We start from the raw sequence: 23,927 nt of genomic DNA, 5'->3' as shown, positions 1-23,927 counted from the left end.
CTATCCCTCCTCCGGGCCGCGCATGTTGCCGATCGCCGGGAGCCGGTCGTTCATCTGGAACGCGCAGCCGGCCGGCAGCAGGTGCAGCGACACGTCGAGCATCGCCATCGGCTCGTGGTCGGAGGCGGCGTAGGCGACCGTGGCCTGCCCGGCGTCCACGACCGTGACCACGCCCGTCCCGACCACCTCGAACCGCCCGTCGCCGACCACGATCGCCGTGTCCTCGTCGATCCCGACGCCGAGCAGCCGGGTGTCCAGCGCGATCCCGCTCATCAGCCGCGGCAGCCGCCCCCGCTCGTTGAAGTGCATGTCGATCAGCACGTTGTCGAGCAGGCCGAGCCCCGGGCCGACCTTCACGGTGGAGGCGGCGACGTCGTGGCCGCGGCCGCCGAGGATCATCCAGTGGCCCATGGCGGTGGCGCCCGCGCTCGTCCCGGCGATCACCAGGCCCTCCTGGTCGAGCCGGCGCTTGAGCAGCTCGTTGGTCCTCGAACCGACCAGGGTGCGGATCCGGGACTGGTCGCCGCCGCTGAACAGCACCCCCGTCGCGGTCTCCAGGGCCCGCAGCGTCGCCGCGTCGTCGGCCGCCGCCCGGCCGAGCAGCCGCAGCTCGCGCACCGAGGACACGCCGAGCCGCCCGAACACGGCGGTGTACTCGTCGGCGACCTCCTCGGGCACCTCCGTCGCCGTGGTGATGACGACGATCCGCGCGTCCTCGTCGCCCGCCAGCTCGACGAACGTCTCCAGCGGGCCGGAGCCGCAGGTCCGGTTCTCCGCGCCACCGATGATCAGCAGCCGGCCCTTGCGTCCGGCGCCCCCGTGTTTGTGGTTCACCTCTGCTTGCTACCCCCGATAACCGCCTGTAGTCGCGCGAACGCGACAAGTCATGGGATGGCGTGCGCGGCGCTGTGCCATGCTGTGCTGATGAGCGGCCCCGTTCCCGCGGACGACGCCGTCCGGCCGCCGTCCGGCGCGGGCCGCACCTCCCCGCGGCGGAGCGGCCGCTCCGCCGCGCTGGCCGCCGCCTCCGCCCACTACCTGCGGGGCGACCCGATCGACATGTCGGCGCTCGCCGCCGAGCTCGGGGTCGGGCGCGCCACCCTCTACCGGTGGGTCGGCAGCCGCGAGCAGCTCCTGGCCGCCCTGCTCGGGGAGATGACCGAGCGCACCTACCGCGTCGCGGCGCGGGGCGTCGGCGGCGCCGGCGCCGAGCGGATCCTCGCCCTGCTGGAGCGGTTCATGCGCGCGGTGGTGGACGCCGGGCCGCTGAAGGCGTTCACCGAGCGCGAGCCCCGGCTGTTCATCAGGCTGGCCACCATGCCCGGCACCATCGAGGACCGCGCCACCGAGCTGCTCACCGCCGAGCTCCAGGCGGAGATCGACCGCGGCGCGCTCCGCACCCCGCTGCCGACCCGGACGCTCGCGCAGGCGATCGTCCGGGTCGCCGACTCCTTCATGTACGCCCACTACCTGGGCGGGAACCGGCCGGAGATCGACCAGGCGCTGGAGGTCGTCGAGCTGCTGCTGCGGCCCTGCCCGGGCGGCGGGGAATCCCCGGGCGCGACCGGACGCTGAATATGTCGGGACGTGACCGTTTCGTGGCATTGCTCCCCGTGAGAGGCTGAAAGTCATTGGACGCATCGTCGAAAGAGGGGCCGTGAGCGACATCCCCCGCCGTGCGGTGACGCGAACCGCCAAGCTGGCGACCCTTCCGCTGGGCTTCGCCGGGCGCACCGCCCTCGGTCTCGGCAAGCGGACCATCGGCCGTCCCGCCGAGGCCGTGGCGCTGGAGGTCCAGCGCCGCACCGCCGAGCAGCTGTTCGCCGTGCTCGGCGAGCTGAAGGGCGGCGCCATGAAGGTCGGCCAGCTCCTCTCGATCTTCGAGGCCGGGCTGCCCGAGGAGGTCGCCGGCCCGTTCCGCGCCAGCCTGACCCGCCTGCAGGAGGCGGCGCCGCCCATGCCCGCCGCGACGACGCACCGCGTCCTGGCCGAAGGGCTCGGCGAGGACTGGCGCGCGATGTTCGCCGAGTTCGACGACCGCCCCGCCGCCGCCGCGTCCATCGGCCAGGTCCACAAGGCCGTCTGGCGCGACGGCCGGACGGTCGCGGTCAAGGTCCAGTACCCCGGCGCCGCCCAGGCCCTCATGAGCGACTTCAACCAGATCTCCCGCCTGAGCCGCCTCGTCACGCCCCTGTTCCCCGGCGTGGAGGTCAAGCCGGTCGTCGCCGACCTCAAGCGCCGCCTGGAGAAGGAGCTCGACTACGTCGACGAGGCCCGCGCCCAGACCGCCTTCCACGACGCCTACGACGGCGACCCGGACTTCGCCGTCCCCGCCGTCGTCGCCCAGTCGGGCAACGTGCTGGTCACCGAGTGGCTGGAGGGCACCCCGCTCGCGCGGGTCATCGCCGAGGGCGACCAGGAGGCCCGGAACCGCGCCGGGCTGATGCTGTTCCGCTTCCTGCTGTCCGGCCCCGCCCGCTGCGAGATGATCCACATCGATCCGCACCCGGGCAACTTCCGGCTGCTGGACGACGGCCGCCTCGGCGTCATGGACTTCGGCGGGGCCGCCCGCGTCCCCGCCGAGCTCCAGTGGTCGATCGGGCGGCTGCTGCGCATCGGCACCCTCGGCGACCCCGACGACATCGTGGACGCGCTGTTCGAGGAGGGCTTCCTGCTCGGGGACGCCGAGGTGGACCCCGAGGAGGTCGCCGCGCTCGTCGCCCCGCACGCCGCCCCGTTCGCCGTGGAGCGCTTCCGCTACTCCCGCGAGTGGCTGCGCGAGCAGACGGCCCGCGGCCTCGGACTGGCCTCCGACCTGCGTCCCGGCGCGCTCGCCCGCGCGTTCCGCCTGCCGCCGCAATACCTCGCCGTCAGCCGCGCCCTGTCCGGGTGCGGCGGCGTCCTGTGCCAGCTGGAGGCCGAGGGCGAGTACCGCGCCGAAGCCGTGCGCTGGCTCCCCGGCTTCTCCACCGACACCGATCCCGACCTCGACGACCAGACGCAGGTCACCGCCTGAACACGCGGGGGGTCAGGCGAGGGCCTGCGCCTCCTCCTGCTCCACCTGCCGGTTCCATTCGCGCTTGCCGGACTGCCACCCGTCCTCGTCGCGGCCGCGCCGCCAGTAACCGGAGATCGACAGCCGGTCCAGGGGAAGGCCCCGCTCGACGCGCAGGTGGCGGCGGAGGGCCTTGACGAAGGTGGCCTCGCCGTGCACGAAGGCGTGCACCTCCCCGTCCGGGAAGTCGAGCTTCTGGACGGCCTCGACCAGCAGGTCGCCGACCTCGCCGCCGCCCCGGTGCAGCCAGACGATCTCCGCGTCGCCGGGCGTGCGCAGGTCCTGCTCCTCCTCGGGCCCCGCGACCTCGACGAGCACGCGGGCGGGGGCGCCGTCCGGGAGGCGCTCCAGGGAGGCCGCGATCGCGGGCAGGGCGCTCTCGTCGCCGGCGAGCAGGTGCCAGCCGGCGCCGGCGCGGGGCGCGTAGCCGCCGCCCGGGCCGTTGAAGAGGATCTCCTCGCCCGGCCGGACGCCCGCCGCCCACGGCCCGGCGAGCCCCTTGTCGCCGTGGTGGACGAAGTCGATCGTCAGCTCGCCCGCGCCGGGGTCCCACGCGCGCACGGTGTAGGTGCGGGTGCTCGGCCACTGCTCGCGCGGCAGCTCGGCGCGCACCCGCTCCATGTCGAACGGCTCGGGGTAGGCGACGCCCGGCCGGGGGAACAGCAGCTTCACGTAGTGGTCGGTGAACTCTCCCGCGCCGAAGTCCGAGAGCCCGTCGCCGCCGAGGACCACGCGGATCATGTGCGGTGTGAGGCGCTCGGTGCGCAGCACCGTCCCCCGGTGGAGCCTGCGTCCCTTGCGTGCCGGTTCCGTCGCCATACGGTCCCCTCCGATGATCCGGATCACAGTACTTAGGGAACCCTAACCTCTACTGGATCCGGAATGTTCCCCGGCGGGCCCGGCGGTCAGCGCGGCGCGGCCGGACGGGCCGCGCGGGTCCGCGCGACCTCGGCGGCGATCGCCTCGAACGCGGCGTCGGTCTCCTCCGCGGCCAGGACGGTCGCCAGCGTCGACTTCACGATGACGACGCCGTACCGGGGCGAGACCCAGATGAGCTGGCCGGCGAGGCCGTTGGCCGAGAAGTCGCCGTTCTCGCCGAGCCACCACTGAAGGCCGTACCCGCCGTTGAACGCGGCGGACGGCCGCGTCGACTCCGCCACCCAGGAGGCGGGAACGACCTGGCGCCCGTTCGCCCTGCCGCCGTTCAGGTAGAGAAGGCCGAACCGCGCGAAGTCGCGGTCGGTCGCGTAGTAGCAGCAGTACCCCATGCTGTTGCCGTTGGAGTCGTTGCCGAGGTACGCCTTGGACGCCATACCCGCCGGTTCCCAGATCTTCTTCTGGACGTAGGCGTGGTACGGGACCCCGGTCGCCTTGGCCACGACCCACGAGAGGACGAACGAGTTCATGCTCGTGTACTCGAACCTCGTCCCCGGCTCCCATCCCCGCTTGCGCTGCTTGGCCATTTCGGTCAGCGGATACCCGAGGCTCGCGGCGACGTGCACGAACGGCACGTCGTAGGTCTCCGTCCACTGGACGCCCGACGACATCCGCAGCAGGTCGCGCAGCGAGACGCCGTCGAACCCCGACCCCTTCAGCTCAGGGACGTACCGGGTGACCGGGTCGTCGATCGAGTCGATGAAGCCCTCGCCGAGCGCGACGCCGATCGCGGCCGAGGTGAACGACTTCGCCATCGACCACGACTGGAACAGGGTGTCGCGGCCGGCGGCGGCGTAGCGCTCGAAGACGACGTCGCTGCGGTCCAGCACGACGAACCCCTGGGTCCCGGTCCGGGCGAGGTAGTCGTCGAGGGTGTGCTTCCGGCCTTCGTAGGTGTAGGTCACCGCGAGCGGCCGGTGCGCGTCGCGCAGGGCGACGGGGTCGGACGAGGGGATCAGGGGGTCGAAGCCGCGCGCGGCCTCGGTGACGCCGGCGGACGGCGGAGACGGCGCCGGCGGGGCGGCGTGCGCCGGGGGAGCGGCGAGGGCGACGGTGACGGCGGCTGCGGCGAGTGCGAGCGTCCAGGGCCTGCGGCGCATCGGACCTCCGTGGGGGCGGGATCGGCCGGGTTCCTCACCGATGGTGATCGTGCGGCGGCGCCGCGTCCATGGTGCGGGGCGACGAAATCCGGCGGCGGACATGTCGTCGTGGCACAAAAGGGCTCCGGGGCCGCGTCCGGCGGCGCTCCGGGCGGGCCCGCCTGCGGTACGTTCGTCGGATCCGCGTCCCGCTCAGCCGCCCGTGCCGCCGGAGGAACGATGTCCGTGCTCGCCCAGCTGCTCGCCGCCGTCGCCGACGGCTCCGTGGAGATCGTCGACCTGACGGCGCCGCTGTCGGAGCGGACCCCGATCCTCCACCTGCCGGAGCCGTTCGCCAACACCGTCCCGTTCCGGCTGAGGGAGATCAGCCGCTACGACGACCGCGGACCCGCCTGGTACTGGAACGACATCGAGACGGGCGAGCACGTCGGCACCCACTTCGACGCCCCCGTGCACTGGGCCACCGGCCGCGACGGCGAGGACGTCTCGCAGGTCCCGCCCGCCCGGCTCGTCGCGCCCGCCGCGGTGCTGGACGCCTCCGGGCGCGCCGCCGCCGATCCCGACTTCCTGCTGGAGATCGACCACGTCCGCGACTGGGAGCGGGCGCACGGCCCGCTCCCGGACGGCGGCTGGCTCCTCTACCGGACGGGCTGGGACGCCCGCGCCGGCGACCAGGAGGCCTTCCTCAACGCCGACGAGAACGGCCCGCACACCCCCGGGATCTCGGCCGAGTGCGCCCGGTGGCTGGCCGAGGAGACGCCGCTGCTCGGTCTCGGCGTGGAGACCGTCGGCACCGACGCGGGCGCCGCGCACGGCTTCGACCCGCCGTTCCCGTGCCACTCCTACTTCCTCGGCGCCGGCAAGTACGGCCTCACCCAGCTGCGCGGCCTCGACCGGCTCCCGGCCCGCGGCGCCGTGCTGCTCGCCTCGCCGCTGCCGATCGTCGGCGGCTCGGGCAGCCCCGCCCGCGTGCTCGCGCTGACCGAGCGGTGAACGTCGCCGAGGCGGTCGGGCACACCCTCGCGCGGTTCGGGGCCGGAACCGTCTTCGGCGTCGTCGGCAGCGGCAACTTCCACGTCACCAACGCCCTCGCGGCGGCCGGCGCCCGGTTCGTCGCCGCCCGCCACGAGGGCGGCGCGGTGACGATGGCCGACGCGTACGCGCGGGTGAGCCGCGGCCTCGGCGTTGTGACCGTCCACCAGGGGCCCGGCCTCACCAACGCGGTCACGGGCATGGCGGAGGCCGCCAAGAGCCGGACTCCGCTGCTGGTGGTCGCGGGAGAGGTGGCCGCCGCCGCGGTCCGCTCCAACTTCCGCGTCGACCAGGCGGCGATCGCGGCGGCGGTGGGCGCCGTCCCCGAGCGGGTCCACTCCCCGGAGACCGCCCTGGCCGACGTGGCGCGCGCGTGCCGGACCGCGGTCGCCGAGCGCCGCACGGTGCTGCTCGGGTTGCCGCTGGACGTCCAGGCCGCCGAGCTGCCGGACGCGCCGGCGCGGACGCCCGCGCGCGCCCGGCCCGGGCGGGTGCCGGCGCTGCCGGTGCCGCCGCCCGCCGCGGTCGCCGGCCTCGCCGACACGCTCCAGGCGGCGCGGCGGCCGGTGTTCGTCGCGGGGCGCGGCGCGCGCCTGTCGGGCGCCCGCGACGCCCTCGCCGAGCTCGCCGGACGCTGCGGGGCGCTGCCCGCGACGTCGGCGGTGGCGCGCGGCCTGTTCGCCGGCGACCCGTTCGCCCTGGACGTCAGCGGAGGCTTCGCCACCCCCGCCGCGGCGGAGCTGATCCGCGGCGCCGACCTGGTCGTCGCCTGGGGCTGCTCGCTGAACATGTGGACGACGCGGCACGGCGCCCTCATCGGCCGGAACGCCGCGGTCGTGCAGGTCGACGTTGAGGCGCACGCGCTCGGCGCGCACCGCCCCGTCGACCTCGGCCTGATCGGCGACGCCGCCGAGACCGCGCGGGCGGTCACGGCCGAGCTCCGCGCGCGCGGCCACCGGGCCACGGGGTACCGCACGCCCGAGGTGGCGGAGCGGCTCGCCCGCGAAGGGCGCTGGCAGGACGTCCCCTACGACGAGCACCCCGGCGAGGACGGCGGCGACGGCCCCCGCATCGACCCGCGGACGCTGACGATCGCCCTGGACGGCATGCTGCCCCGCGAGCGCACGGTCGCGGTCGACTCCGGCAACTTCATGGGCTATCCGGCGATGTTCCTGGACGTCCCCGACGACGACGGCCTGGTGTTCACGCAGGCGTTCCAGTCGGTGGGGCTCGGCCTCGCGACCGCCATCGGCGCGGCCGTGGCCCGCCCGGACCGGCTCACCGTCGCCGCGCTCGGCGACGGCGGCGCGCTGATGTCGGTCGCGGAACTGGAGACGGCCGTGCGGCTCGGGCTCGGCCTCCTCGTGCTCGTCTACGACGACGAGGCGTACGGGGCGGAGGTGCACCACTTCGGCCCGGACGGGCATCCCCTGGACGCCGTCACGTTCCCGCCCGCGGACCTGGCCGCGATCGGGCGCGGGTTCGGCTGCGCGGCGGCGACCGTCCGGACGCCGGACGACCTCGCGGCCGTGGCCGGCTGGCTGGCGGGGCCGCGCGACCGGCCGATGGTCGTGGACGCCAAGGTCACGCGGGGCCGGCCCTCGTGGTGGCTGGAAGAAGCATTTCGTGGTCATTAGCTGACTCTGTGTAGCCGAATCCTCTTTGGGAACGATCACGATCACGGCCGTCGTGGCCCGGTTCACACGCCCGAGGAGGAGACATGTCGCGAGGGCCGAGGCTGCCCGAACTCGCCAGGCAGATGGCGGCGGAGTTCGCCGGCACGCTGATCCTGATCCTGTTCGGCGTCGGCGTGGTCGCCCAGGCCGTGGCGGCGAGCGGGCTCGGCGCGCCGCAGAGCCTCGGCGGCCACGACAGCATCGCCTGGGCCTGGGGGATCGGCGTCACGCTCGGCGTGTACGTCGCGGCCCGGACCAGCGGCGGGCACCTCAACCCCGCCGTGACGCTCGCACTCGCGGTGTACAAGGGGTTTCCCTGGCGCAAGGTCCTGCCGTTCTGGTTCGCGCAGGTGTTCGGCGCCTTCGTGGCCGCGCTGATCGTCCGGTGGGACTACAGCGAGATCCTCGCGAAGTTCGACCCCGGCCACACCCTCAAGTCGCAGTTCGTGTTCTCCACCCTGCCGGGCAACGGCTCGCTCCCGGTCGGCACCTGGGGCGCGTTCCGCGACCAGGTGATCGGCACCGCCATCCTGCTGTTCCTCATCCTGGCCCTCACCGACGTGCGCAACGCGCCGCCGCTGGCCAACCTGGCGCCGTTCATCATCGGCCTGGTGGTGGTGGCGATCGGGATGTCGTTCGGCTCCGACGCCGGCTACGCGATCAACCCGGCCCGCGACTTCGGGCCGCGGCTCGCCCAGTACATCACCGGATACGACACCGCCTGGCGGGACCAGTACGGCGACCTGTACTTCTGGGTGCCGATCGGCGGTCCGCTGATCGGCGGCGTGCTCGGCGCCGGCCTGTACCTGGTGTTCGTCGGGCGCCATCTCCCGGACGAGGAGGGCGGGCTGCCCGCGGGGCCGGAGCCGGAGTACGACGTCCGCTGACGGGCCCGCTCCCGCGGGCGGAAAGGAAGAGTCCATGGCCGACTTCGTCGGGGCCCTCGACCAGGGCACGACCAGCACCCGATTCATGATCTTCGACCACGGCGGCAACGAGATCGCCCGCCACCAGCTCGAACACGAGCAGATCCTGCCCCGGGCCGGCTGGGTCGAGCACGATCCCACCGAGATCTGGGAGCGGACGCGCTCGGTCATCCAGTCCGCCCTGAACAAGGCGAACCTGTCCCACGGCGACCTGGCCGCGTTCGGGATCACCAACCAGCGCGAGACGACCGTGGTGTGGAACCGGCGCACCGGGCGCCCCTACTACAACGCGATCGTCTGGCAGGACACCCGCACCGACCGCATCGCGTCCGCGCTCGAGCGCGACGGCCGGGGCGAGACGATCCGGCACCGCGCCGGGCTGCCGCCCGCGACGTACTTCTCCGGCGGCAAGATCCAGTGGATCCTGGAGAACGTCGACGGCGTCCGCGAGGCCGCCGAGAACGGCGAGGCGATCTTCGGCAACATCGACACGTGGGTGCTGTGGAACCTCACCGGCGGGACGGACGGCGGCGTGCACGTCACCGACCCGACCAACGCCAGCCGCACCATGCTCATGGACCTGGAGACCCTCGCCTGGGACGACCAGCTGCTGTCGTTCTTCGGGATCCCGCGCTCCATGCTGCCGGAGATCGAACCGTCCTCCGCGCCCGACGCCTACGGCACGACCCGCCCGGGCGGCCCGCTCGGCGGCGAGGTGCCGCTCACCGGGATCCTCGGGGACCAGCAGGCCGCCACGGTCGGGCAGGTGTGCTTCTCGCCCGGCGAGGCCAAGAACACCTACGGCACCGGCAACTTCCTCCTGCTCAACACGGGTGAGGAACTCGTCCGGTCCAAGGCCGGGATGCTCACCACCGTCTGCTACCAGTTCGGCGACGCGGCGCCCGTCTACGCGCTGGAGGGTTCGATCGCGGTGACGGGGTCGGCGGTGCAATGGCTGCGCGACCAGCTCGGCATCATCTCCGGCGCGGCGCAGAGCGAGGCCCTGGCCCGCCAGGTCGACGACAACGGCGGCGTCTACTTCGTCCCGGCCTTCTCCGGCCTGTTCGCCCCCTACTGGCGATCCGACGCCCGCGGCGCCATCGTCGGCCTGTCCCGCTACAACACCAACGCCCACCTGGCCCGCGCCACCCTGGAATCCATCTGCTACCAGTCCCGCGACGTCGTCGAAGCCATGCGCGAGGACTCCGGCGTCTCCCTGGACGTCCTCAAGGTCGACGGCGGCGTCACCGCCAACGAACTGTGCATGCAACTGCAGGCCGACATCCTCGGCGTCCCGGTCTCCCGGCCCGTCGTCGCCGAGACCACCGCCCTGGGCGCCGCCTACGCCGCCGGCCTCGCCGTCGGATTCTGGAACACCACCGACGAACTCCGCCAGAACTGGAACGAAGACAAACGCTGGCAGCCCACCTGGAACAACGACCAACGCCAACACGGCTACGCAGGCTGGAAGAAGGCCGTCGAGCGCACCTACGGGTGGGTGGAGGTCGACTGAGAAAGGTGCCCCGCGGGGAAGGGCGGCGGTGCTTCTCCGCGGGAATCAAATGATCTAGCATCCGCCGAGACAGCGCCGTCCCGGCCGGGGCGGTCTTCCGCCGCCGGCCCGCCCGAGAGGATCCGCATGCCCAGCCGCATCGCCGCAGCCGCCCTCACCGCCGCCGGGACGCTCGCCCTCGCGGGCGCCGCGGCGCTCGCCGCCGGTCCCGCGCAGGCCGCACCCGCCCTGCCGCAGGCGCCGCGGGCCCAGCGGGCGGCGGTCGACTTCACCGGGATCGTCGCGCTGAGCAACTGCTCGGGCTCCCTGGTGCGGGGGCCGCGGTCGCGGGACGCCGACGCCGCGCTGGTGCTGACCAACGGCCACTGCCTGGAGTCGGGCATGCCGGACGCCGGCGAGGTGATCGTGAATCAGGGGTCGTCCCGGACCTTCACGCTTCTCGACCGGAGCGGCGGCCGGAACCTCGGCACCCTCCAGGCCACACGGGTCGAGTACGCCACGATGACCGACACCGACGTGACGGTGTACCGGCTCGACACGACCTACGCGGCGATCCAGAAGCGCTACGGGATCCCCGCGCTGCGCCTTTCGACGGCGAAGCCGCATGACGGGACGCCGATCCGGGTCGTGTCCGGGTACTGGCGGAAGATCTACGGCTGCAACACGGACGCGACCGTCTACCGGCTGCGCGAGGCCGACTGGACGTGGAAGGACTCCATCCGCTACAAGCCGGAGTGCCAGACCATCCACGGGACGTCCGGGTCACCGGTCATCGACGTCCGGACGCACCAGGTCGTCGGCATCAACAACACCGGCAACGACGACGGCGAGCGCTGCACGCTCAACAACCCGTGCGAGATCGACCGCGCCGGCGACGTCACCGTCCGGCAGGGCACCCACTACGGGCAGCAGACGTACCTGCTCGCCCGATGCCTGGGCAAGGGCAACGACGTCGTGCTGGGCAAGGCGTGCGCGCTGCCCAGGCCCTGACGGGCCGGCGGCGGGAGGTCACCGCTCCGCCATCAGCCCGGAGCGGAGCCGGTCGAGGGTCACGCGGATCAGCCGGGAGACGTGCATCTGGGACAGGCCGATCTGCTCGGCGATCTGCGTCTGCGTCTTGTTGCCGAAGAACCGCAGCAGCAGGATGGTGCGCTCGCGTTCGGGCAGGCCGTCGATGAGGGGCCTCAGGGCGTGGCCGTCGATGAAGGCCTCCAGCGCCGGGTCGTCGGCGCCGAGGTGCTCGCCGACGGTGCCGGCGTCGCCGTCCGGCGACCCGTCGGCCGGAGCCTCCAGCGACAGCGGGCGGTAGGCGTCGCAGGCGATGATGACCTCGACCGTCTCGTCCTCGGTGATGCCCATGAGCGCCGCGGTCTCCGCGGTGGTGGGGGAGCGGCCGTGCTCGCGGGTGAACTCCTGGACGGTGCGGTGCAGGATCGGCCGCAGCTCCTGGATGCGGCGCGACACGCGGACGCCCCACGTCTTGTCGCGGAAGTGCCGCTTCACCTCGCCGGTGACCACCGGGTAGGCATAGGTGACGAACCGGTCCCCGACCGCGGGGTCGAACCGGTTGATGGCCTTGACCAGGCCCAGGTAGGCGACCTGCTGCAGATCGTCCTGCGATTCCCCCCGGTTGGCGTAGCGGCGCGCCACGCCGCGGACCAGGGGCTCGTGGATGTCGACGATGCGCTCGCGCAGCCGCTCCCGCCGCGGGTCGGTCACCTGGAGCCGGTTCATCTCCTTGAGAAGCCTCTCGGTCTGTCCGTCGCCGAACCGGCCGGTGGACTCCGCCCACGGCATACGCGCTCCCTTCCAGCGGGGCCGGTGAGGGTAGGTTCGCTTGGTCCCGTCCCACTACCCGGGGAAGTTCCGATCACACGGCGGCGGTAGGCTCGGAACGACCCGGAGACGGGAAACGGCGGTGGGGCCCGCCGTGCCAGGACGGCGAACCGCGGAACGTTCCGCCAACGGTCCCTACCGGTGAGTGCGTCGTGGCTACTGGTAGGAGTGTGCGCCCGTGACCGGCCGTCCTGTCGACTCCGATGTCGATCTGCATGTTCCGAGGCAGCGTTCCGAGCTGCGCGAAGGCCCGTGGGGCGTCCTGGCGGCGATCGCGGCCGGCGGGGCCGTCGGAGCCCTGGCGCGGCACGGGCTCGGCAACGCGTTCCCCCACCGGGCGGGGGAGTTCCCGTGGGCCGTCTTCTGGGTGAACGTCTCGGGGTGCCTCCTGATCGGGGTGCTGATGGTCCTCATCACCGAGACGTGGCGGGCGCACCGGCTCGTGCGCCCGTTCCTCGGGGTGGGGGTGCTCGGCGGCTACACCACGTTCTCGACGTACGTCGTCGACATCCAGGAGCTGGTGAACCACGGCGCGCCGCTCGTCGGGCTGGCCTACCTCGCCGGAACGCTCGCGGCCGCGCTCGCGGCCGTCTACACGGGTGTCCGCGTGACCAGGCTGCTGGCCCGGCCGCGCGAGCGGGAGGCGGCCGCGCGGATCCGGTGCACCGAGCAGGGCGAGGCGGGCGGCGAGTGACCATCGTGCTGATCGTGCTGGGCGCCGCTCTCGGCGCTCCGCTGCGCTACCTCACCGACCGCGCCGTCCAGTCCCGGCACGACTCGGTGTTCCCGTGGGGGACGTTCACCGTCAACGTCGCGGGGTCGTTCGTTCTGGGCCTGCTGGCGGCGATGCCCGCGCACGAGGGCGTGATGGCGTTCGCCGGGACGGGCTTCTGCGGCGCCCTGAGCACGTACTCCACCTTCGGCTACGAGACCCTGCGCCTCGCCGAGGACGGGACGCGCTTCTACGCCGTGGCCAACGCGGGGGCCAGCATCGCCGCGGGTCTCGGCGCTGCCTACTGCGGGATGGCGATCGCCCAGGCCGTCACCGGGTGAGGAACCTGGCGCGGCCCATGCTCGCAGCTCGGGGCACTTGGCTCCGAGCTCGCGAGTGGGCCGCGAGAGGACTCTGCCCCAGGGGGCATCTCGGTAAACCGGAGGGTGTCTGGACTGTCACCGTCTGGAAACCGCCTCCTTCCGCGACGGGTACACCCCGCGCTCCGGTGTTCGCCTGGGGACCGCTCCACGGCGGGCGGCCGTCACGGCCACGACGGCTCCTCGGAGGCGCACACGACCAGCTCGCGCACCTCGCAGCCGGGCGGCTGGGCGAGCGCGAACGCGATGGTCGCCGCCACGTTCTCGGGCCGGTTCAGCTTGGCGTCGGCGCCGGGCTTGTACCGGTCCGGGCGGTCGTCGAAGAACGCGGTGTCCATCCCGCCGGGCACGACCATGGTGACGGCGACCTTCCCTGCCGTCTCGGCGGCGAGCGCCCGGGTGAACCCGACGAGGCCGAACTCGGACGCGCAGTACGCGGTCGCGTCGCTCTGCGCGTGGAACCCCAGGGTGGAGGCGACGGTGACGATCCGCCCGTGGGGCTCGTTCTCCAGGTACGGGAGCGCGGCGCGCGCGACGGCGGCGGTGCCGATCAGGTTCACCTGGACGACCCGCTCCCAGTCCTCGGCGGGGACCTCGCACAGGGGGCCGCAGGCGTCGATGCCGGCGGCGGCGACGACGGCGTCGAGCCCGCCCGCGGCGCGCGCCAGGCAGTGCACGGCGCGCTCGGCGCAGCGGCGGTCGGCGAGGTCGGCCTGCATGTGCTCGAAGTCCTCCTTCGGGGGATGCCGGTCGAGGATCAGGGGCCGCCCGCCGTCGTCGGCGACCCTCCGCGCGACGGCGGCGCCGAGTCCGGAGGCGCCGCCGGTGATGAGGACGTTCATGACGCGTTTCCCTTCGTCGGCAGCGGGCGCGTGGTGGAGCGCCCTTCCAGAAGAGGCGGCGGTCCCCCCGCCGCCGCGGTCGCCGTCTCCGGTCATCAGGCCGCCACCTCGCTCAGCGCGGCGGCGCGCCGGTAGACCTCGGCGGTGTCGGCGGTGACCCGGGCCCACGAGTAGCGTCCGCGCGCCCGCCCCCCGCCCGCGCGTCCCATCGCGGCTCGCCTGGCCGGGTCGTCCAGCATCCGCCGGATCGCCTGTGCGGCCGTGTCCGGGTCGCGCGGCGGGACGACCACGCCGGTCACGCCGTGCACGACGGTGTCGAGGTGCCCTCCGACGGCGGTCGCCACCACCGGGACACCGCAGGCCATGGCTTCGAGCGGCACCATGCCGAACGGCTCGTACCAGGGCAGGGTGACGGCGAGGCTCGCCGAGCGCAGCAGCGGCGGGACCTCGTCGCGGCGGAGCCGGCCGAGGAACTCCACCCGCCCGGCCACGCCCGCGTCCGCCGCCGCCCGCCGCAGCCTGCGCACCTCGCGGTCGCCGTCGAGGCCGCCGCGGGGCGGCCCGCCCGCGACCAGGAGCTCGGCGTCGGGCAGGTACGCCAGCGCGCCGATGGCGGTGTCGACGCCCTTGCGCTCGACGAGCCGCGACAGCACCACGAGCCGGTGCCGCCCGCGCCCGCCGTGGACGGGGCCCTCGGGCGAGAAGAGGTCCAGGTCCACGCCGCCCGGCACCACCCGGACGCGGTCGCGGGGGACGCCCATCGCGATCAGCTCGGCGGCCTCGTCCGAGCAGGTGGCGACGACGGCGTCGGCGGCCCGCCCGAGCGCCCGCTCCAGCCGGACGCGGGAGGCGGGGCTGGTGTCGCCGTCGCCCTGGTGGCGCCGCTTCACGGCGCCGAGCGAGTGGTAGGTCTGCACGACAGGGATGCGCCGGGCCGCGCCCGCCGCCTGCGCGGCCTGGACGGCCGCGAGGCCGCTCATCCAGAAGTGGGCGTGCGCGACGTCGGGAGGGTCCGCGGCCCAGCGCCGCTCCAGATATCTCCCGAAGTCGTGCATCCACGGCAGCAGGTCGTCCTTGGCGATGGGCTCGGCCGGGCCCGCCGGCACGTGCTCCACGGTCACGCCGGGCGCGAACCGCACCCGCTCGGGCAGAGTCGCGGCGTCCCGCCGCGTGTAGACGGTGACGCGGTGCCCCTGCCCGCCGAGTCCGGCGGCCAGTTCCGCGACGAACACGTTCTGCCCGCCCCCGTCCGCTCCGCCCGGCCCTTTTCCGGCGGGGCCGCGTCCGGCGGCGAGAGGACTGGCGTGCTCGGAGACCATGGCTATCTTCATCGCGTTACCTCCTGGAGAGTCGCACGTGCCGCATGAGCACTCTCATCGGGCGGGCACCTCCTCGTCCGGCGCCGCGAACTCGTCCGACGCCACGATCTCCACGGCGGCGGCGACCTCGTCGGGGCCGACCGACGACAGGCAGGGGTGGCCGTCCACGGGGCAGTCGCGGGCGCGGCTGTCCCTGCACGGCGCCCCCTGGTCGCCGAGCAGCGCCAGCGGCACCCCGAAGGGCGCCCACCGGGCGGCCGGGACCGTCGGCGCGAACAGCGACACGACCGGCGTCCCGACGGCCGCCGCCAGGTGCGCGGGGCCGGTGTTGCCGGCGACGACGGCGCAGGCGCCGCGCAGCACCGACGCCAGCTCGGGCAGGCCGGTGCGCCCGCCGAGGTCGAGGCCGTCCTCCCCGGCGACCAGCGCCGTCAGCTCCTTCTCGTCCGGGTGGCCGGTCACGACCACCCGGCGGCCCGCCGCGACGAGGAGCCGCACCGCCCGGGCGCAGTGCCCGGGCGGCCAGGCGCGCGCGGGGACGGACGTCCCCGGGTGCACCACCACGTAGCCGGGCCCGCCGGTGAGGTGGTCGACGTCCGGCAGCGGGCCGCGGACCCGCAGCCGGGTGTCGGCGGGGGAGGGGAATCCGGCGTCCTCCACCAGGGCGAGCATCCGCAGCGGCTCGGGGACGTCGATGCCGGGGCGGTGCCACAGGTCCAGCAGCGACCCCGGGTCGTCCTCGCTGATGCCGCCGATCCAGGGCGTCCCGGCGAGCCGCAGGAGCAGCGCGAGCGGCAGCGGCGACTGGTGGGACGAGGTCAGGATCAGCGCCCGGTCGAACCCCTCCAGCTCGCGGACGAGGCGGTCGACCTCGGCCCGCTCGACGGGCACGCGGTCCGGGTCGATCCAGGGGGCGCGCCACTCGATGACGCCGTCGACGCCGGGCAGCAAGTCGGCCGCGGCGCGCCCGCGCGGCCCGCAGAGCAGCACGACCTCGCCGGCGTGTTCGGCGACCGCCCGCACGGCGGGGCCGGCGAGCAGGACGTCGCCGATGTCGTCCTGCCGCGCGACCAGCACTCTCATCGGCGCCGCCTTCCGCCGGAGGCCGGGCCGGCGGCGGCCGGCGGATCGCCGCGCGACCGCGCGCTGTGCAGGGCCGCGCGCGCGGCGGTCGGGTCATGGAGGATCGCGTTGGTTCCGAGCACGCGCATGGGCACCCCGTTTCGGCGCGGCGTCCGGTAAGGGAGAAGAAGAGTGCCTGCGTTCCAGGCACCGGGCCCCGGGACCGACCGGGAGCGGAATCCCCTGTACGTAATTCCGGACATTGCCCAGAACGGTGCTGCTAAACGCTGATGCCAGGAGAGTCGCAGGTAATAAAAGGGGCAGGTGGTGCGACATTTGCGAGCAAAGAGGAGAAAACGCGGGGCGCTCGTCGGTCCCCGCGCCCGTCCCTCCCGACCGTCAGGGGCGATCGGTGGTCCGGTCGCGGGCCAGGGACAGCGCGCACAGGGCGCCGAGGAGCACCGTCCCGGCGAGCGCCCAGCCGGTTCCGTACTCGGCGTGCCGGGTCGAACCGCCGGACTCGGTCAGCGCGAGGAACAGCGTCCCCACGGTGGCGATCCCGATCACCTGCGCGAGCTGCATCAGCGTGAGCAGCAGCCCGCTGGCGTCGGCCGCGTCGCCGGGCGGGACGTGCCGCAGCGCGGTCGTCATGACGATCGGCATCACCCCGAGGCCGAACCCGATGACCACGGTGAGCGCCTCGTAGGCGAGGCCGCCGTCGGCGAGGGGCCCGACGAACAGGTAGCCCGCCCCGGCCACGGCGAACCCGGCCGGGACGGCGCGCCCGTGCCAGCGGGCCGGCAGCCGCTGCCAGTTCAGCCCGACCAGCCCGAACGCGGTGACGCACGGCACGAACGCCAGCCCCGACTCCAGCGGGGACATCCGCAGGTCGCCCTGCAGGTGCAGGGTGGTGGTGAACAGGAACGTCCCCCAGCTCGCCGGCGCGATCATGATCGCCGCGCAGGCCGGGAGCAGCAGCGGGGCGCGCAGCACCCGCGGCGAGATCAGCGGCCGTCCGCCGGCGGACGCCGCGCGCCGCTCGACGACGGCGAACGCGGCCGCGAACGCCGCACCGGCGGCCAGCGCCGCCCATCCCCACCGCGGCCATCCGAGCTCGTGCCCCATGATCAGCGGGACGACGAGCAGCAGCACCGCGGGGGCCAGCGTGAGCAGCCCCGGAAGGTCCAGCTCGGCCTGCAGCGGCCGCGTCCGGCGCGCGGTCCGGTCGCGGGGCAGCGCGCGCGGCCCGGCGAGCAGCAGCGCGGCGCCGATCGGCACGTTGACGAGGAAGACCGTCCGCCAGCCGGCGCCGAACAGGTCCGCGCCGACGAGCAGGCCCCCGGCCGCCTGCCCGACGACGACGCCGCCCGCGATGACGGCCGAGTAGAAGCCGAGCGCCCGCGCCCGGGCCGCGCCGGCGAAGTCCCGCTGGATCATCGACATCACCTGCGGGGTCAGCAGCGCCGCGCCCGCCCCCTGGAGGAAGCGGAACAGCACCAGCGTGCCAGTGGAGGGCGCCAGCCCGCACGCCAGCGACGCCGCGGTGAACGACGCGAGGCCGAGGTGGTACAGGCGGCGGTGGCCCGCGACGCCGCCGAGGCGCGCGCCCGTGATCAGCAGCACCGCGTAGGAGACGACGTAGCCCGCCGCGACGAGCTGGAGCCCCGCGCCCGAGGCGCGCAGGTCGGCGCGCATCGTCGGCAGGGCCACGTTGACGATGTTCACGTCGAGGACGGCCATGAACTGGCCGAGCAGGATGACGGCGAGCGCGAGCCCGCCGGTCCCGTTCCGCGACCCCCGTTCGGGCACGGTCCCGCGCAGATCGGTTGTCTGTGTCATGGGGACGAGCGTGCGGGCGGAACGGTACCGGTAACGAGAGCCTGCGGATACTGGTACCGACGGCACCTGGAAGAAGGCGCCGGGCAGGGGCAGGCTGGGGGAGTGACGATGACGAGTGCGCCCGGGGCATCCGCGGAGCGCCGCGACCGGAGCGGGACGGGGCCGCGCCGCCGCACGGAACTGGCGGCGTTCCTGCGCAGCCGCCGCGCCCGGATCACCCCCGAGGACGTGGGGATGCCGCCGGGCCTGCGGCGCCGCACCCCCGGCCTGCGCCGCGAGGAGGTCGCCCAGCTCGCCGGGGTCGGCGTCACCTGGTACACGTGGCTGGAGCAGGGCCGCCCGATCAACGCCAGCACGCAGGTGCTCGACGCGGTGGCGCGCACCCTGCGGCTGGACGGCGCCGAGCGCGAGCACCTGTACCGGCTGGCCGACGTCCCGGACGCGGCGGTCGAGGCGGAGGCCCAGAGCCTGCCCGAGGACGTCCAGGGCATCCTGGACGCCCTGGTGCCGATGCCGGCGGCGGTGGTCAACGCCCGCTCGGACCTCGTGGCCTGGAACGCCGCCTTCTCGGCGGTCTTCCCGCAGTTCCTGACGGCCCGGCCCTGCGAGCGCAACACGCTGTGGATGCTGTTCACGCTGCCGCCCTGCTGCAACCCTTTCGTGAACGCGGAGGAGGCGGCGCCGGGCCACGTCGCCGTCTTCCGGCACCGCTACAGCCGGCACCTGGACGAGCCGGGCTGGAAGGAACTGGTCCGGCGGCTGCAGGCGGCCAGCCCCCTGTTCGCCCGCCTGTGGGCGTCGCACGACGTGGCGCTGCCCGGGCCCAGCCTGAAGGTGTTCCGGCACCACGCCGCCGGGGAGATCCGCACCCGCAGCACGAGCATGGACATCACCGCGTCCCCGAACGCGCGCCTCGTCGTCTACACGCCGACCGACGAGGAGAGCCGGGAGCGGATCGGCCGGCTGCTCGCCGACCCCGCCGCCGCGGCCCGCGACCACCGGCACTGAGCACCGGCGCCGAGCGCCGGGCTCAGTGGCGGGCCCGCCGGGCGATCACCACCAGGTCGACGGCGGCGATGACGGCGACGGCGGCGCAGATGCCCGCCGCGGTCAGGGAACCGCCGCCCGAGGCGCTCACCGTGAAGGCGATCGCGGCGGCCACCGCGCCGACCAGCGCGACCGCGGACAGGACCGCCCGCAGCAGCAGCGGGCTGCGGGCGGTCAGCGGCTCGTCCCCGCGCGGCTGCTCGTGCGGGTACGGCCCGTGCGACCCGGGGCCGTGCCAGCCGGGATCGTCCCGGCCGATGCCGGGCCGCTCGGGCTCGTTCCGGTCGGGCTCGTTCCGGTCGGGCCGCTCGGGCTCGTTCCGGTCAGGCTCGTGGCCGCCCACGACTCACCTGGCGTAGGTGCCGACGAGCGTCCCCGACGCGACCGTCCTGTCCTCGACGGCGGTCCGCAGGTCCTCGGCGGTGAAGCCGTCGCGCAGCCCGGACGGCTCCTCCAGCCCGTACAGCCGGAAGAAGTACCGGTGCGGGTCGTCGCCCGCCGGGGGCTTCGGCCCGCCGTAGCCCCCGGAGCCGTAGTCGTTGCGCCCGAGGACGGCGCCGGTCGGCAGCTCCCCGGCGTCCAGGCCGGTCGTCGACGGGTCGATGCCGGCGAGCAGCCAGTGCGCGAACGTGCCGGACGGGGCGTCGGGGTCCTCGCACGCCAGCACCAGCTCCACCACCTCCTCGGGGACGGGCGACCACTCCAGCGGCGGCGAGAGGTCCCCGCTGTCGTGGGAGTAGTCCGACGGCATGAGCGTGTGGTCGCCGAACGCGGCGCTCCTCAGCGTCATCTCTTCCATAGCCCGCTCGTGCCCCGTCACGCCCGGTCGATGCACGCGCCGTCCCGGTCGGCGGCCTGGTCAGCCCGCGCTGGAGGCCGCCCAGATGTTGATCCCCGCCTCGACGGCGTCCCGGTCGATCGCGGCGAGCTCGTCCGGGGCGAAGTCGAGCCGGTCGAGGGCGGCGAGGTTCTCCTCCAGCTGCGCGACGCTGCTCGCGCCGATCAGCGCCGAGGTGACCCGGCCGTCCCGCAGCGACCAGGCCAGCGCCATCTGGGCGAGCGACTGCCCGCGCCGCTCGGCGATCTCGTGCAGCGTCCGGACGTGCCGCAGGTTGTCCTCGGTGAGCAGGCTCGTGGACAGCGACGTGCCCTTGCTCGCCCGGGACCCCTCCGGCACGCCGCCGAGGTACTTGCCGGTCAGCATCCCCTGCGCCAGCGGCGAGAACGCGATGCAGCCCGCGCCCTCCCGTTCGAGCGTGTCGAGCAGCCCGCCCTCGATCCAGCGGTTGAGCATCGAGTAGGAGGGCTGGTGGATCAGGAGCGGGGTCCCCATCTCCCGCAGGATCGCCGCCGCCTCGGCGGTGCGCTCGGGAGAGTAGGACGAGATCCCCGCGTACAGGGCCCTGCCCGACCGGACGGCCCGGTCCAGCGCCCCCATCGTCTCCTCCAGCGGCGTCTCCGGATCGAAGCGGTGGCTGTAGAAGACGTCGACGTAGTCGACGCCCATCCGGCGCAGCGACTGGTCGAGGCTCGCGAGCAGGTACTTGCGCGACCCCCACTCGCCGTACGGGCCCGGCCACATGTCGTAGCCCGCCTTGGTCGAGATGATGATCTCGTCGCGGTACGGGGCGAGGTCCTCGCGCAGGATCCGGCCGAAGTTGGTCTCCGCGGACCCGTACGGCGGGCCGTAGTTGTTGGCGAGGTCGAAGTGGGTGACACCGAGGTCGAACGCGCGCCGCAGGATGGCCCGCTGGACGTCCAGCGGCCGGTCGTCGCCGAAGTTGTGCCACAGCCCCAGCGAGATCGCCGGGAGCCGCAGGCCGCTCCGCCCGCACCGCCGGTAGGGGAGGCGCTCGTATCGCTCACTGTCTGCCACAAAGGTCATGGTCAGCAGTATTTCAGGGCAGGCGGCTCGCCGGACGCGCCGCCGCTCCGCCATGATCGGCACCATGATCTTCAGGAAGGGCGTCCGCCGCCCGGGCCGCTGAGCCCCGCCGAGCCCGTCTGGGAACCGGCTCTCGACACCCTGCCGTACCCGGACCGCATGCGGGAGCTCGCCCTGCGGGCCCGCCGCGCCTCCAGGACCCCCGAACTCCGCGAGACCCTCGGCGTCCTGTCGGCGCGCGGGCCGTGCGAACGCCCTGCCTGCCGTGCGCGCCTTCCCGCAAGCAGGCGGCCCGGCTGCTCGAACGGATGCGGGCTCGCGGCGCGGCGGAGGCCCTGCTGCGCGCGTGGGACGGCCCCGGCCTGTTGCGGGCGGGCTCGGTGGCGGAGGCGGCCTGGCCGCCGGATGGACCGGCGAATGGCAGGACCTCCTGGAAGGGCTGCGCCGCTCCCCCCACGTGGGGGTCTGCCAGGACGCGTGGAAGTTCTTCGTTCTCTAGGTGACCTGCGTCACACGCGGCGCCGGTGTGCGGCGGCGGCGCGGGAGTACACAAAGGAACGGGGCCCCGGCTGTCATGTCTGCGAGGGTGAAGGGAGCTGCGAAGTGGCAAGAATGGTCTGAGGTCTGGACAAGGAGGTCCCAGTGGTCGTGCTGCGCAGTTATGTGTCGGGTTCCTGGCGTGCCCCGGATGACGAGGGGGCGCCGTTGCACGACGCCGTCACCGGGGAGGAGATCGCCCGGATCTCCTCGGCGGGGGTCGACATGGGCGCCGCCCTGGAGTACGGGCGGTCGGTCGGCGGCCCGGTACTGAGGGAGCTGACGTTCCACCAGCGCGCGGCCCTGCTGAAGGCGCTCGCGTCCCATCTGCGGGAGCACCGCGAGGAGTTGTACGCCCTGTCGGCCAGGACGGGCGCGACGCTGAACGATTCGAAGTTCGACGTGGACGGCGGCATCGGCGTCCTCTTCGCCTACGCGAGCAAGGGCAAGCGGGAGCTGCCGAACGACACGGTGCTGGTCGAGGGCGACGTGGAGCCGCTCGGCCGGGGCGGGACGTTCGTCGGGCAGCACCTGTGCACGCCGTCGCACGGCGTCGCGGTGCAGATCAACGCGTTCAACTTCCCGGTCTGGGGTCCGCTGGAGAAGCTGGCGCCCGCGTTCATCGCCGGGGTGCCGAGCCTGATCAAGCCGGCGAGCCAGACCGCCTACCTGACCGCCCGGCTGGTCGAGCTGATCGTCGAGGCGGGGATCCTGCCCGAGGGGTCGGTGCAGATGGTCTGCGGCGAGCCGCGCGACCTCCTCGACCACCTCACCGAGCAGGACATCGTCGGGTTCACCGGGTCGGCGTCCACGGCCCGGCTGCTGCGCACCCACCCCGTCGTCGTGGGGAACGCGGTGCGGTTCAACGCCGAGGCCGACTCGCTGAACTGCTCCGTCCTCGGGCCGGACGCGGCGCCCGGCACGCAGGAGTTCGACCTGTACGTCCGGCAGCTCGTCACGGAGATGACCGTGAAGGCGGGCCAGAAGTGCACGGCGATCCGCCGGGCGCTCGTCCCCGCCGGGCTCATGGACGACGTCGCCGAGGCCGTCCGGGAGCGGCTCGCGAAGGTCGCGGTCGGGAACCCGTCCGACCCGTCCGTGCGGATGGGCGCCCTCGCCACGCTCGACCAGCGCGAGGAGGTGCGGCGCTCCCTGAAGGCGCTCATGGACGCCGGCCGCGCCGTGTTCGGAGACCCCGAGCGGGTGGAGGTCGTGGGCGCGGACGCCGAGCGCGGCGCGTTCATCTCCCCGGTGCTGCTGCGCGCCGACGACGCCGGCCGCGCGGAGCCGCACGAGGTCGAGGCGTTCGGCCCGGTCAGCACCCTGATCCCCTACGAGGGCGCCGAACAGGCGGTCGAGCTGGCCGCGCGCGGGCGCGGCAGCCTCGCCGGATCGATCGTGACCGGCGACGCGGAGTTCGCCCGCGCGGTGGTGCTCGGCGCCGCGCCGTGGCACGGCCGGCTGCTCGTGCTGAACGCCGAGGACGCCAAGGAGTCGACCGGGCACGGCTCGCCGCTGCCCGCGCTCGTCCACGGCGGCCCCGGCCGCGCCGGCGGCGGCGAGGAGATGGGCGGGATCCGCGGCGTCGTGCACCACATGCGGCGCACCGCCGTCCAGGCCGGGCCGGCGATGCTCACCTCCATCACCGGTCGCTGGGTCCCCGGCACCGACCGGACGGTCACCGACGTGCACCCGTTCCGCAAGCACCTGGAGGACCTGCGCGTCGGCGACACCGCCGCCGGCGGCCCGCGCGTCGTCGCCCTCGACGACGTGGAGCACTTCGCCGAGTTCACCGGCGACACCTTCTACGCCCACACCGACGAGGAGGCCGCGAGGGCGAACCCGTTCTTCGGCGGGCGCGTCGCGCACGGCTACCTGGTCGTGTCGTTCGCGGCCGGGCTGTTCGTCGAGCCGTCCCCGGGGCCCGTCCTGGCGAACTACGGCCTGGAGAACCTCCGGTTCCTCACGCCCGTCAAGCCGGGCGACGAGCTGACCGTCACCCTGACGGCCAAGCAGATCACGCCGCGCGAGGGCGCCGAGTACGGCGAGGTCCGCTGGGACACCGACGTCACGAACCAGGAGGGAGCCTCGGTCGCCAGGTACGACGTCCTGACGCTGGTGGCCAAGCGCCCGCGGGACGACTGATCTTCGGGCCTGGGGGGCCGGGCCACGGGATGATACGCATGAGGGGAGGCGTCTGCGGGGAGACGGTGGCGTTCAGCGCTGAACG

General features: G+C 74.1%; 22 protein-coding genes. 11 read left to right on the top strand and 11 right to left on the bottom strand.

Translation table 11 applies throughout. The annotated features are described in order from the left end of the window. Entirely contained in the window at window positions 1–834 is an 834-nt protein-coding gene (locus ACQEU6_RS09245) for a cyanophycinase (RefSeq protein ID WP_499330626.1), read from the bottom strand. A gap of 90 nt (window positions 835–924) precedes the next feature. On the opposite strand from ACQEU6_RS09245, the gene ACQEU6_RS09240 reads away from it, so the two are divergent. Both ACQEU6_RS09240 and ACQEU6_RS09235 read left to right on the top strand, forming a co-directional pair. Beyond that, a complete protein-coding gene (locus tag ACQEU6_RS09240) occupies window positions 925–1,575 on the top strand; it encodes a TetR/AcrR family transcriptional regulator (protein ID WP_499330624.1) in 651 nt (216 codons plus the stop codon). Between the two features lie 82 nt (window positions 1,576–1,657). After that, window positions 1,658–3,016, top strand: coding sequence for an ABC1 kinase family protein (locus tag ACQEU6_RS09235; protein WP_499330622.1), 1,359 nt, complete (start codon window positions 1,658–1,660; stop codon window positions 3,014–3,016). A gap of 12 nt (window positions 3,017–3,028) precedes the next feature. Here the strand turns inward: ACQEU6_RS09235 and ACQEU6_RS09230 are convergent, their stop codons facing one another. Continuing rightward, on the bottom strand, window positions 3,029–3,874 hold the full coding sequence (locus ACQEU6_RS09230; RefSeq protein WP_499330621.1) for a siderophore-interacting protein: 846 nt from the start codon (window positions 3,872–3,874) through the stop codon (window positions 3,029–3,031). A gap of 86 nt (window positions 3,875–3,960) precedes the next feature. Beyond that, window positions 3,961–5,091 (bottom strand): serine hydrolase domain-containing protein, encoded by a 1,131-nt coding sequence (locus ACQEU6_RS09225; RefSeq protein WP_499330619.1) that lies wholly within the window; start codon window positions 5,089–5,091, stop codon window positions 3,961–3,963. Window positions 5,092–5,310: 219 nt separating this feature from the next. Between ACQEU6_RS09225 and ACQEU6_RS09220 the strand changes: the two genes are divergently transcribed. From ACQEU6_RS09220 to ACQEU6_RS09200, 5 genes are all read left to right on the top strand, one after another. After that, window positions 5,311–6,084 (top strand): cyclase family protein, encoded by a 774-nt coding sequence (locus tag ACQEU6_RS09220; protein WP_499330617.1) that lies wholly within the window; start codon window positions 5,311–5,313, stop codon window positions 6,082–6,084. Then, a complete protein-coding gene (locus ACQEU6_RS09215) occupies window positions 6,081–7,760 on the top strand; it encodes a thiamine pyrophosphate-binding protein (protein WP_499330615.1) in 1,680 nt (559 codons plus the stop codon). Before ACQEU6_RS09220 ends, ACQEU6_RS09215 begins: the two co-directional genes overlap by 4 nt. Before the next feature lie 83 nt (window positions 7,761–7,843). Next, window positions 7,844–8,686, top strand: a complete 843-nt coding sequence (locus tag ACQEU6_RS09210) for an MIP/aquaporin family protein (protein WP_499330613.1) — start codon at window positions 7,844–7,846, stop codon at window positions 8,684–8,686. 34 nt (window positions 8,687–8,720) lie between these two features. Beyond that, window positions 8,721–10,238, top strand: coding sequence for a glycerol kinase GlpK (gene glpK, locus ACQEU6_RS09205; RefSeq protein WP_499330610.1), 1,518 nt, complete (start codon window positions 8,721–8,723; stop codon window positions 10,236–10,238). A 126-nt stretch (window positions 10,239–10,364) separates the two neighbouring features. After that, a complete protein-coding gene (locus ACQEU6_RS09200; RefSeq protein ID WP_499330608.1) occupies window positions 10,365–11,228 on the top strand; it encodes a S1 family peptidase in 864 nt (287 codons plus the stop codon). An 18-nt stretch (window positions 11,229–11,246) separates the two neighbouring features. On the opposite strand, the gene ACQEU6_RS09195 is transcribed toward ACQEU6_RS09200, so the two are convergent. After that, a complete protein-coding gene (locus ACQEU6_RS09195) occupies window positions 11,247–12,035 on the bottom strand; it encodes a SigB/SigF/SigG family RNA polymerase sigma factor (protein ID WP_499330606.1) in 789 nt (262 codons plus the stop codon). Window positions 12,036–12,252: 217 nt separating this feature from the next. Between ACQEU6_RS09195 and ACQEU6_RS09190 the strand changes: the two genes are divergently transcribed. Continuing rightward, window positions 12,253–12,768 carry a fluoride efflux transporter FluC gene (locus tag ACQEU6_RS09190; protein WP_499330603.1) on the top strand — a complete coding sequence of 172 codons (516 nt, stop codon included), beginning with the start codon at window positions 12,253–12,255 and terminating at the stop codon, window positions 12,766–12,768. Further along, window positions 12,765–13,127 carry a fluoride efflux transporter FluC gene (locus ACQEU6_RS09185; protein ID WP_499330601.1) on the top strand — a complete coding sequence of 121 codons (363 nt, stop codon included), beginning with the start codon at window positions 12,765–12,767 and terminating at the stop codon, window positions 13,125–13,127. The genes ACQEU6_RS09190 and ACQEU6_RS09185 overlap by 4 nt, the downstream gene beginning before the upstream one ends. 203 nt (window positions 13,128–13,330) lie before the next feature. On the opposite strand, the gene ACQEU6_RS09180 is transcribed toward ACQEU6_RS09185, so the two are convergent. The 4 genes from ACQEU6_RS09180 to ACQEU6_RS09165 form a co-directional block, all read right to left on the bottom strand. Continuing rightward, entirely contained in the window at window positions 13,331–14,008 is a 678-nt protein-coding gene (locus tag ACQEU6_RS09180) for an SDR family oxidoreductase (protein WP_499330599.1), read from the bottom strand. Between the two features lie 95 nt (window positions 14,009–14,103). After that, window positions 14,104–15,339 (bottom strand): glycosyltransferase, encoded by a 1,236-nt coding sequence (locus ACQEU6_RS09175; RefSeq protein ID WP_499330596.1) that lies wholly within the window; start codon window positions 15,337–15,339, stop codon window positions 14,104–14,106. Window positions 15,340–15,381: 42 nt separating this feature from the next. After that, the gene (locus tag ACQEU6_RS09170; protein ID WP_499330594.1) at window positions 15,382–16,410 is read right to left on the bottom strand and encodes a glycosyltransferase family 9 protein; all 1,029 of its coding nucleotides are present in this window, start codon (window positions 16,408–16,410) and stop codon (window positions 15,382–15,384) included. A gap of 378 nt (window positions 16,411–16,788) precedes the next feature. Beyond that, window positions 16,789–18,228 carry an MFS transporter gene (locus tag ACQEU6_RS09165; RefSeq protein ID WP_499330593.1) on the bottom strand — a complete coding sequence of 480 codons (1,440 nt, stop codon included), beginning with the start codon at window positions 18,226–18,228 and terminating at the stop codon, window positions 16,789–16,791. A 108-nt stretch (window positions 18,229–18,336) separates the two neighbouring features. Here ACQEU6_RS09165 and ACQEU6_RS09160 point away from each other — a divergent pair, with 108 nt between their 5' ends. After that, on the top strand, window positions 18,337–19,236 hold the full coding sequence (locus tag ACQEU6_RS09160) for a helix-turn-helix transcriptional regulator (protein ID WP_499330592.1): 900 nt from the start codon (window positions 18,337–18,339) through the stop codon (window positions 19,234–19,236). A gap of 22 nt (window positions 19,237–19,258) precedes the next feature. Here ACQEU6_RS09160 and ACQEU6_RS09155 read toward each other — a convergent pair whose 3' ends face one another. The 3 genes from ACQEU6_RS09155 to mgrA all read right to left on the bottom strand — a co-directional run bounded on the left by ACQEU6_RS09155 (window position 19,259) and on the right by mgrA (window position 21,160). Then, window positions 19,259–19,618 carry a DUF6343 family protein gene (locus ACQEU6_RS09155; RefSeq protein WP_499330590.1) on the bottom strand — a complete coding sequence of 120 codons (360 nt, stop codon included), beginning with the start codon at window positions 19,616–19,618 and terminating at the stop codon, window positions 19,259–19,261. 3 nt (window positions 19,619–19,621) lie between these two features. After that, window positions 19,622–20,065, bottom strand: coding sequence for a YbhB/YbcL family Raf kinase inhibitor-like protein (locus ACQEU6_RS09150; RefSeq protein WP_499330587.1), 444 nt, complete (start codon window positions 20,063–20,065; stop codon window positions 19,622–19,624). 69 nt (window positions 20,066–20,134) lie between these two features. Continuing rightward, a complete protein-coding gene (gene mgrA, locus ACQEU6_RS09145) occupies window positions 20,135–21,160 on the bottom strand; it encodes an L-glyceraldehyde 3-phosphate reductase (protein WP_499330586.1) in 1,026 nt (341 codons plus the stop codon). A gap of 648 nt (window positions 21,161–21,808) precedes the next feature. Here mgrA and paaZ point away from each other — a divergent pair. After that, the gene (gene paaZ / locus ACQEU6_RS09140; protein WP_499330584.1) at window positions 21,809–23,842 is read left to right on the top strand and encodes a phenylacetic acid degradation bifunctional protein PaaZ; all 2,034 of its coding nucleotides are present in this window, start codon (window positions 21,809–21,811) and stop codon (window positions 23,840–23,842) included. Window positions 23,843–23,927 lie beyond the last annotated feature (85 nt).

Origin of the sequence: Spirillospora sp. CA-108201 (genome assembly GCF_050936235.1) — a bacterium.
Taxonomy (GTDB): Bacteria; Actinomycetota; Actinomycetes; order Streptosporangiales; family Streptosporangiaceae; genus Spirillospora.
This window is presented reverse-complemented; position numbering and strand designations above follow the sequence as displayed.

What these genes read in the sequence shown, in the direction of transcription:
- ACQEU6_RS09230 (WP_499330621.1), bottom strand. Translation starts at nt 3,874, where the DNA reads ATGGCGACGGAACCGGCACGCAAGGGACGCAGGCTCCACCGGGGGACG.
- ACQEU6_RS09210 (WP_499330613.1), top strand. Translation starts at nt 7,844, where the DNA reads ATGTCGCGAGGGCCGAGGCTGCCCGAACTCGCCAGGCAGATGGCGGCG.
- ACQEU6_RS09225 (WP_499330619.1), bottom strand. Translation starts at nt 5,091, where the DNA reads ATGCGCCGCAGGCCCTGGACGCTCGCACTCGCCGCAGCCGCCGTCACC.
- ACQEU6_RS09175 (WP_499330596.1), bottom strand. Translation starts at nt 15,339, where the DNA reads ATGAAGATAGCCATGGTCTCCGAGCACGCCAGTCCTCTCGCCGCCGGA.
- ACQEU6_RS09180 (WP_499330599.1), bottom strand. Translation starts at nt 14,008, where the DNA reads ATGAACGTCCTCATCACCGGCGGCGCCTCCGGACTCGGCGCCGCCGTC.
- ACQEU6_RS09240 (WP_499330624.1), top strand. Translation starts at nt 925, where the DNA reads ATGAGCGGCCCCGTTCCCGCGGACGACGCCGTCCGGCCGCCGTCCGGC.
- ACQEU6_RS09165 (WP_499330593.1), bottom strand. Translation starts at nt 18,228, where the DNA reads ATGACACAGACAACCGATCTGCGCGGGACCGTGCCCGAACGGGGGTCG.
- ACQEU6_RS09160 (WP_499330592.1), top strand. Translation starts at nt 18,337, where the DNA reads ATGACGAGTGCGCCCGGGGCATCCGCGGAGCGCCGCGACCGGAGCGGG.
- ACQEU6_RS09220 (WP_499330617.1), top strand. Translation starts at nt 5,311, where the DNA reads ATGTCCGTGCTCGCCCAGCTGCTCGCCGCCGTCGCCGACGGCTCCGTG.
- mgrA (WP_499330586.1), bottom strand. Translation starts at nt 21,160, where the DNA reads ATGACCTTTGTGGCAGACAGTGAGCGATACGAGCGCCTCCCCTACCGG.
- ACQEU6_RS09150 (WP_499330587.1), bottom strand. Translation starts at nt 20,065, where the DNA reads ATGACGCTGAGGAGCGCCGCGTTCGGCGACCACACGCTCATGCCGTCG.
- ACQEU6_RS09200 (WP_499330608.1), top strand. Translation starts at nt 10,365, where the DNA reads ATGCCCAGCCGCATCGCCGCAGCCGCCCTCACCGCCGCCGGGACGCTC.
- ACQEU6_RS09170 (WP_499330594.1), bottom strand. Translation starts at nt 16,410, where the DNA reads ATGAGAGTGCTGGTCGCGCGGCAGGACGACATCGGCGACGTCCTGCTC.
- glpK (WP_499330610.1), top strand. Translation starts at nt 8,721, where the DNA reads ATGGCCGACTTCGTCGGGGCCCTCGACCAGGGCACGACCAGCACCCGA.
- ACQEU6_RS09195 (WP_499330606.1), bottom strand. Translation starts at nt 12,035, where the DNA reads ATGCCGTGGGCGGAGTCCACCGGCCGGTTCGGCGACGGACAGACCGAG.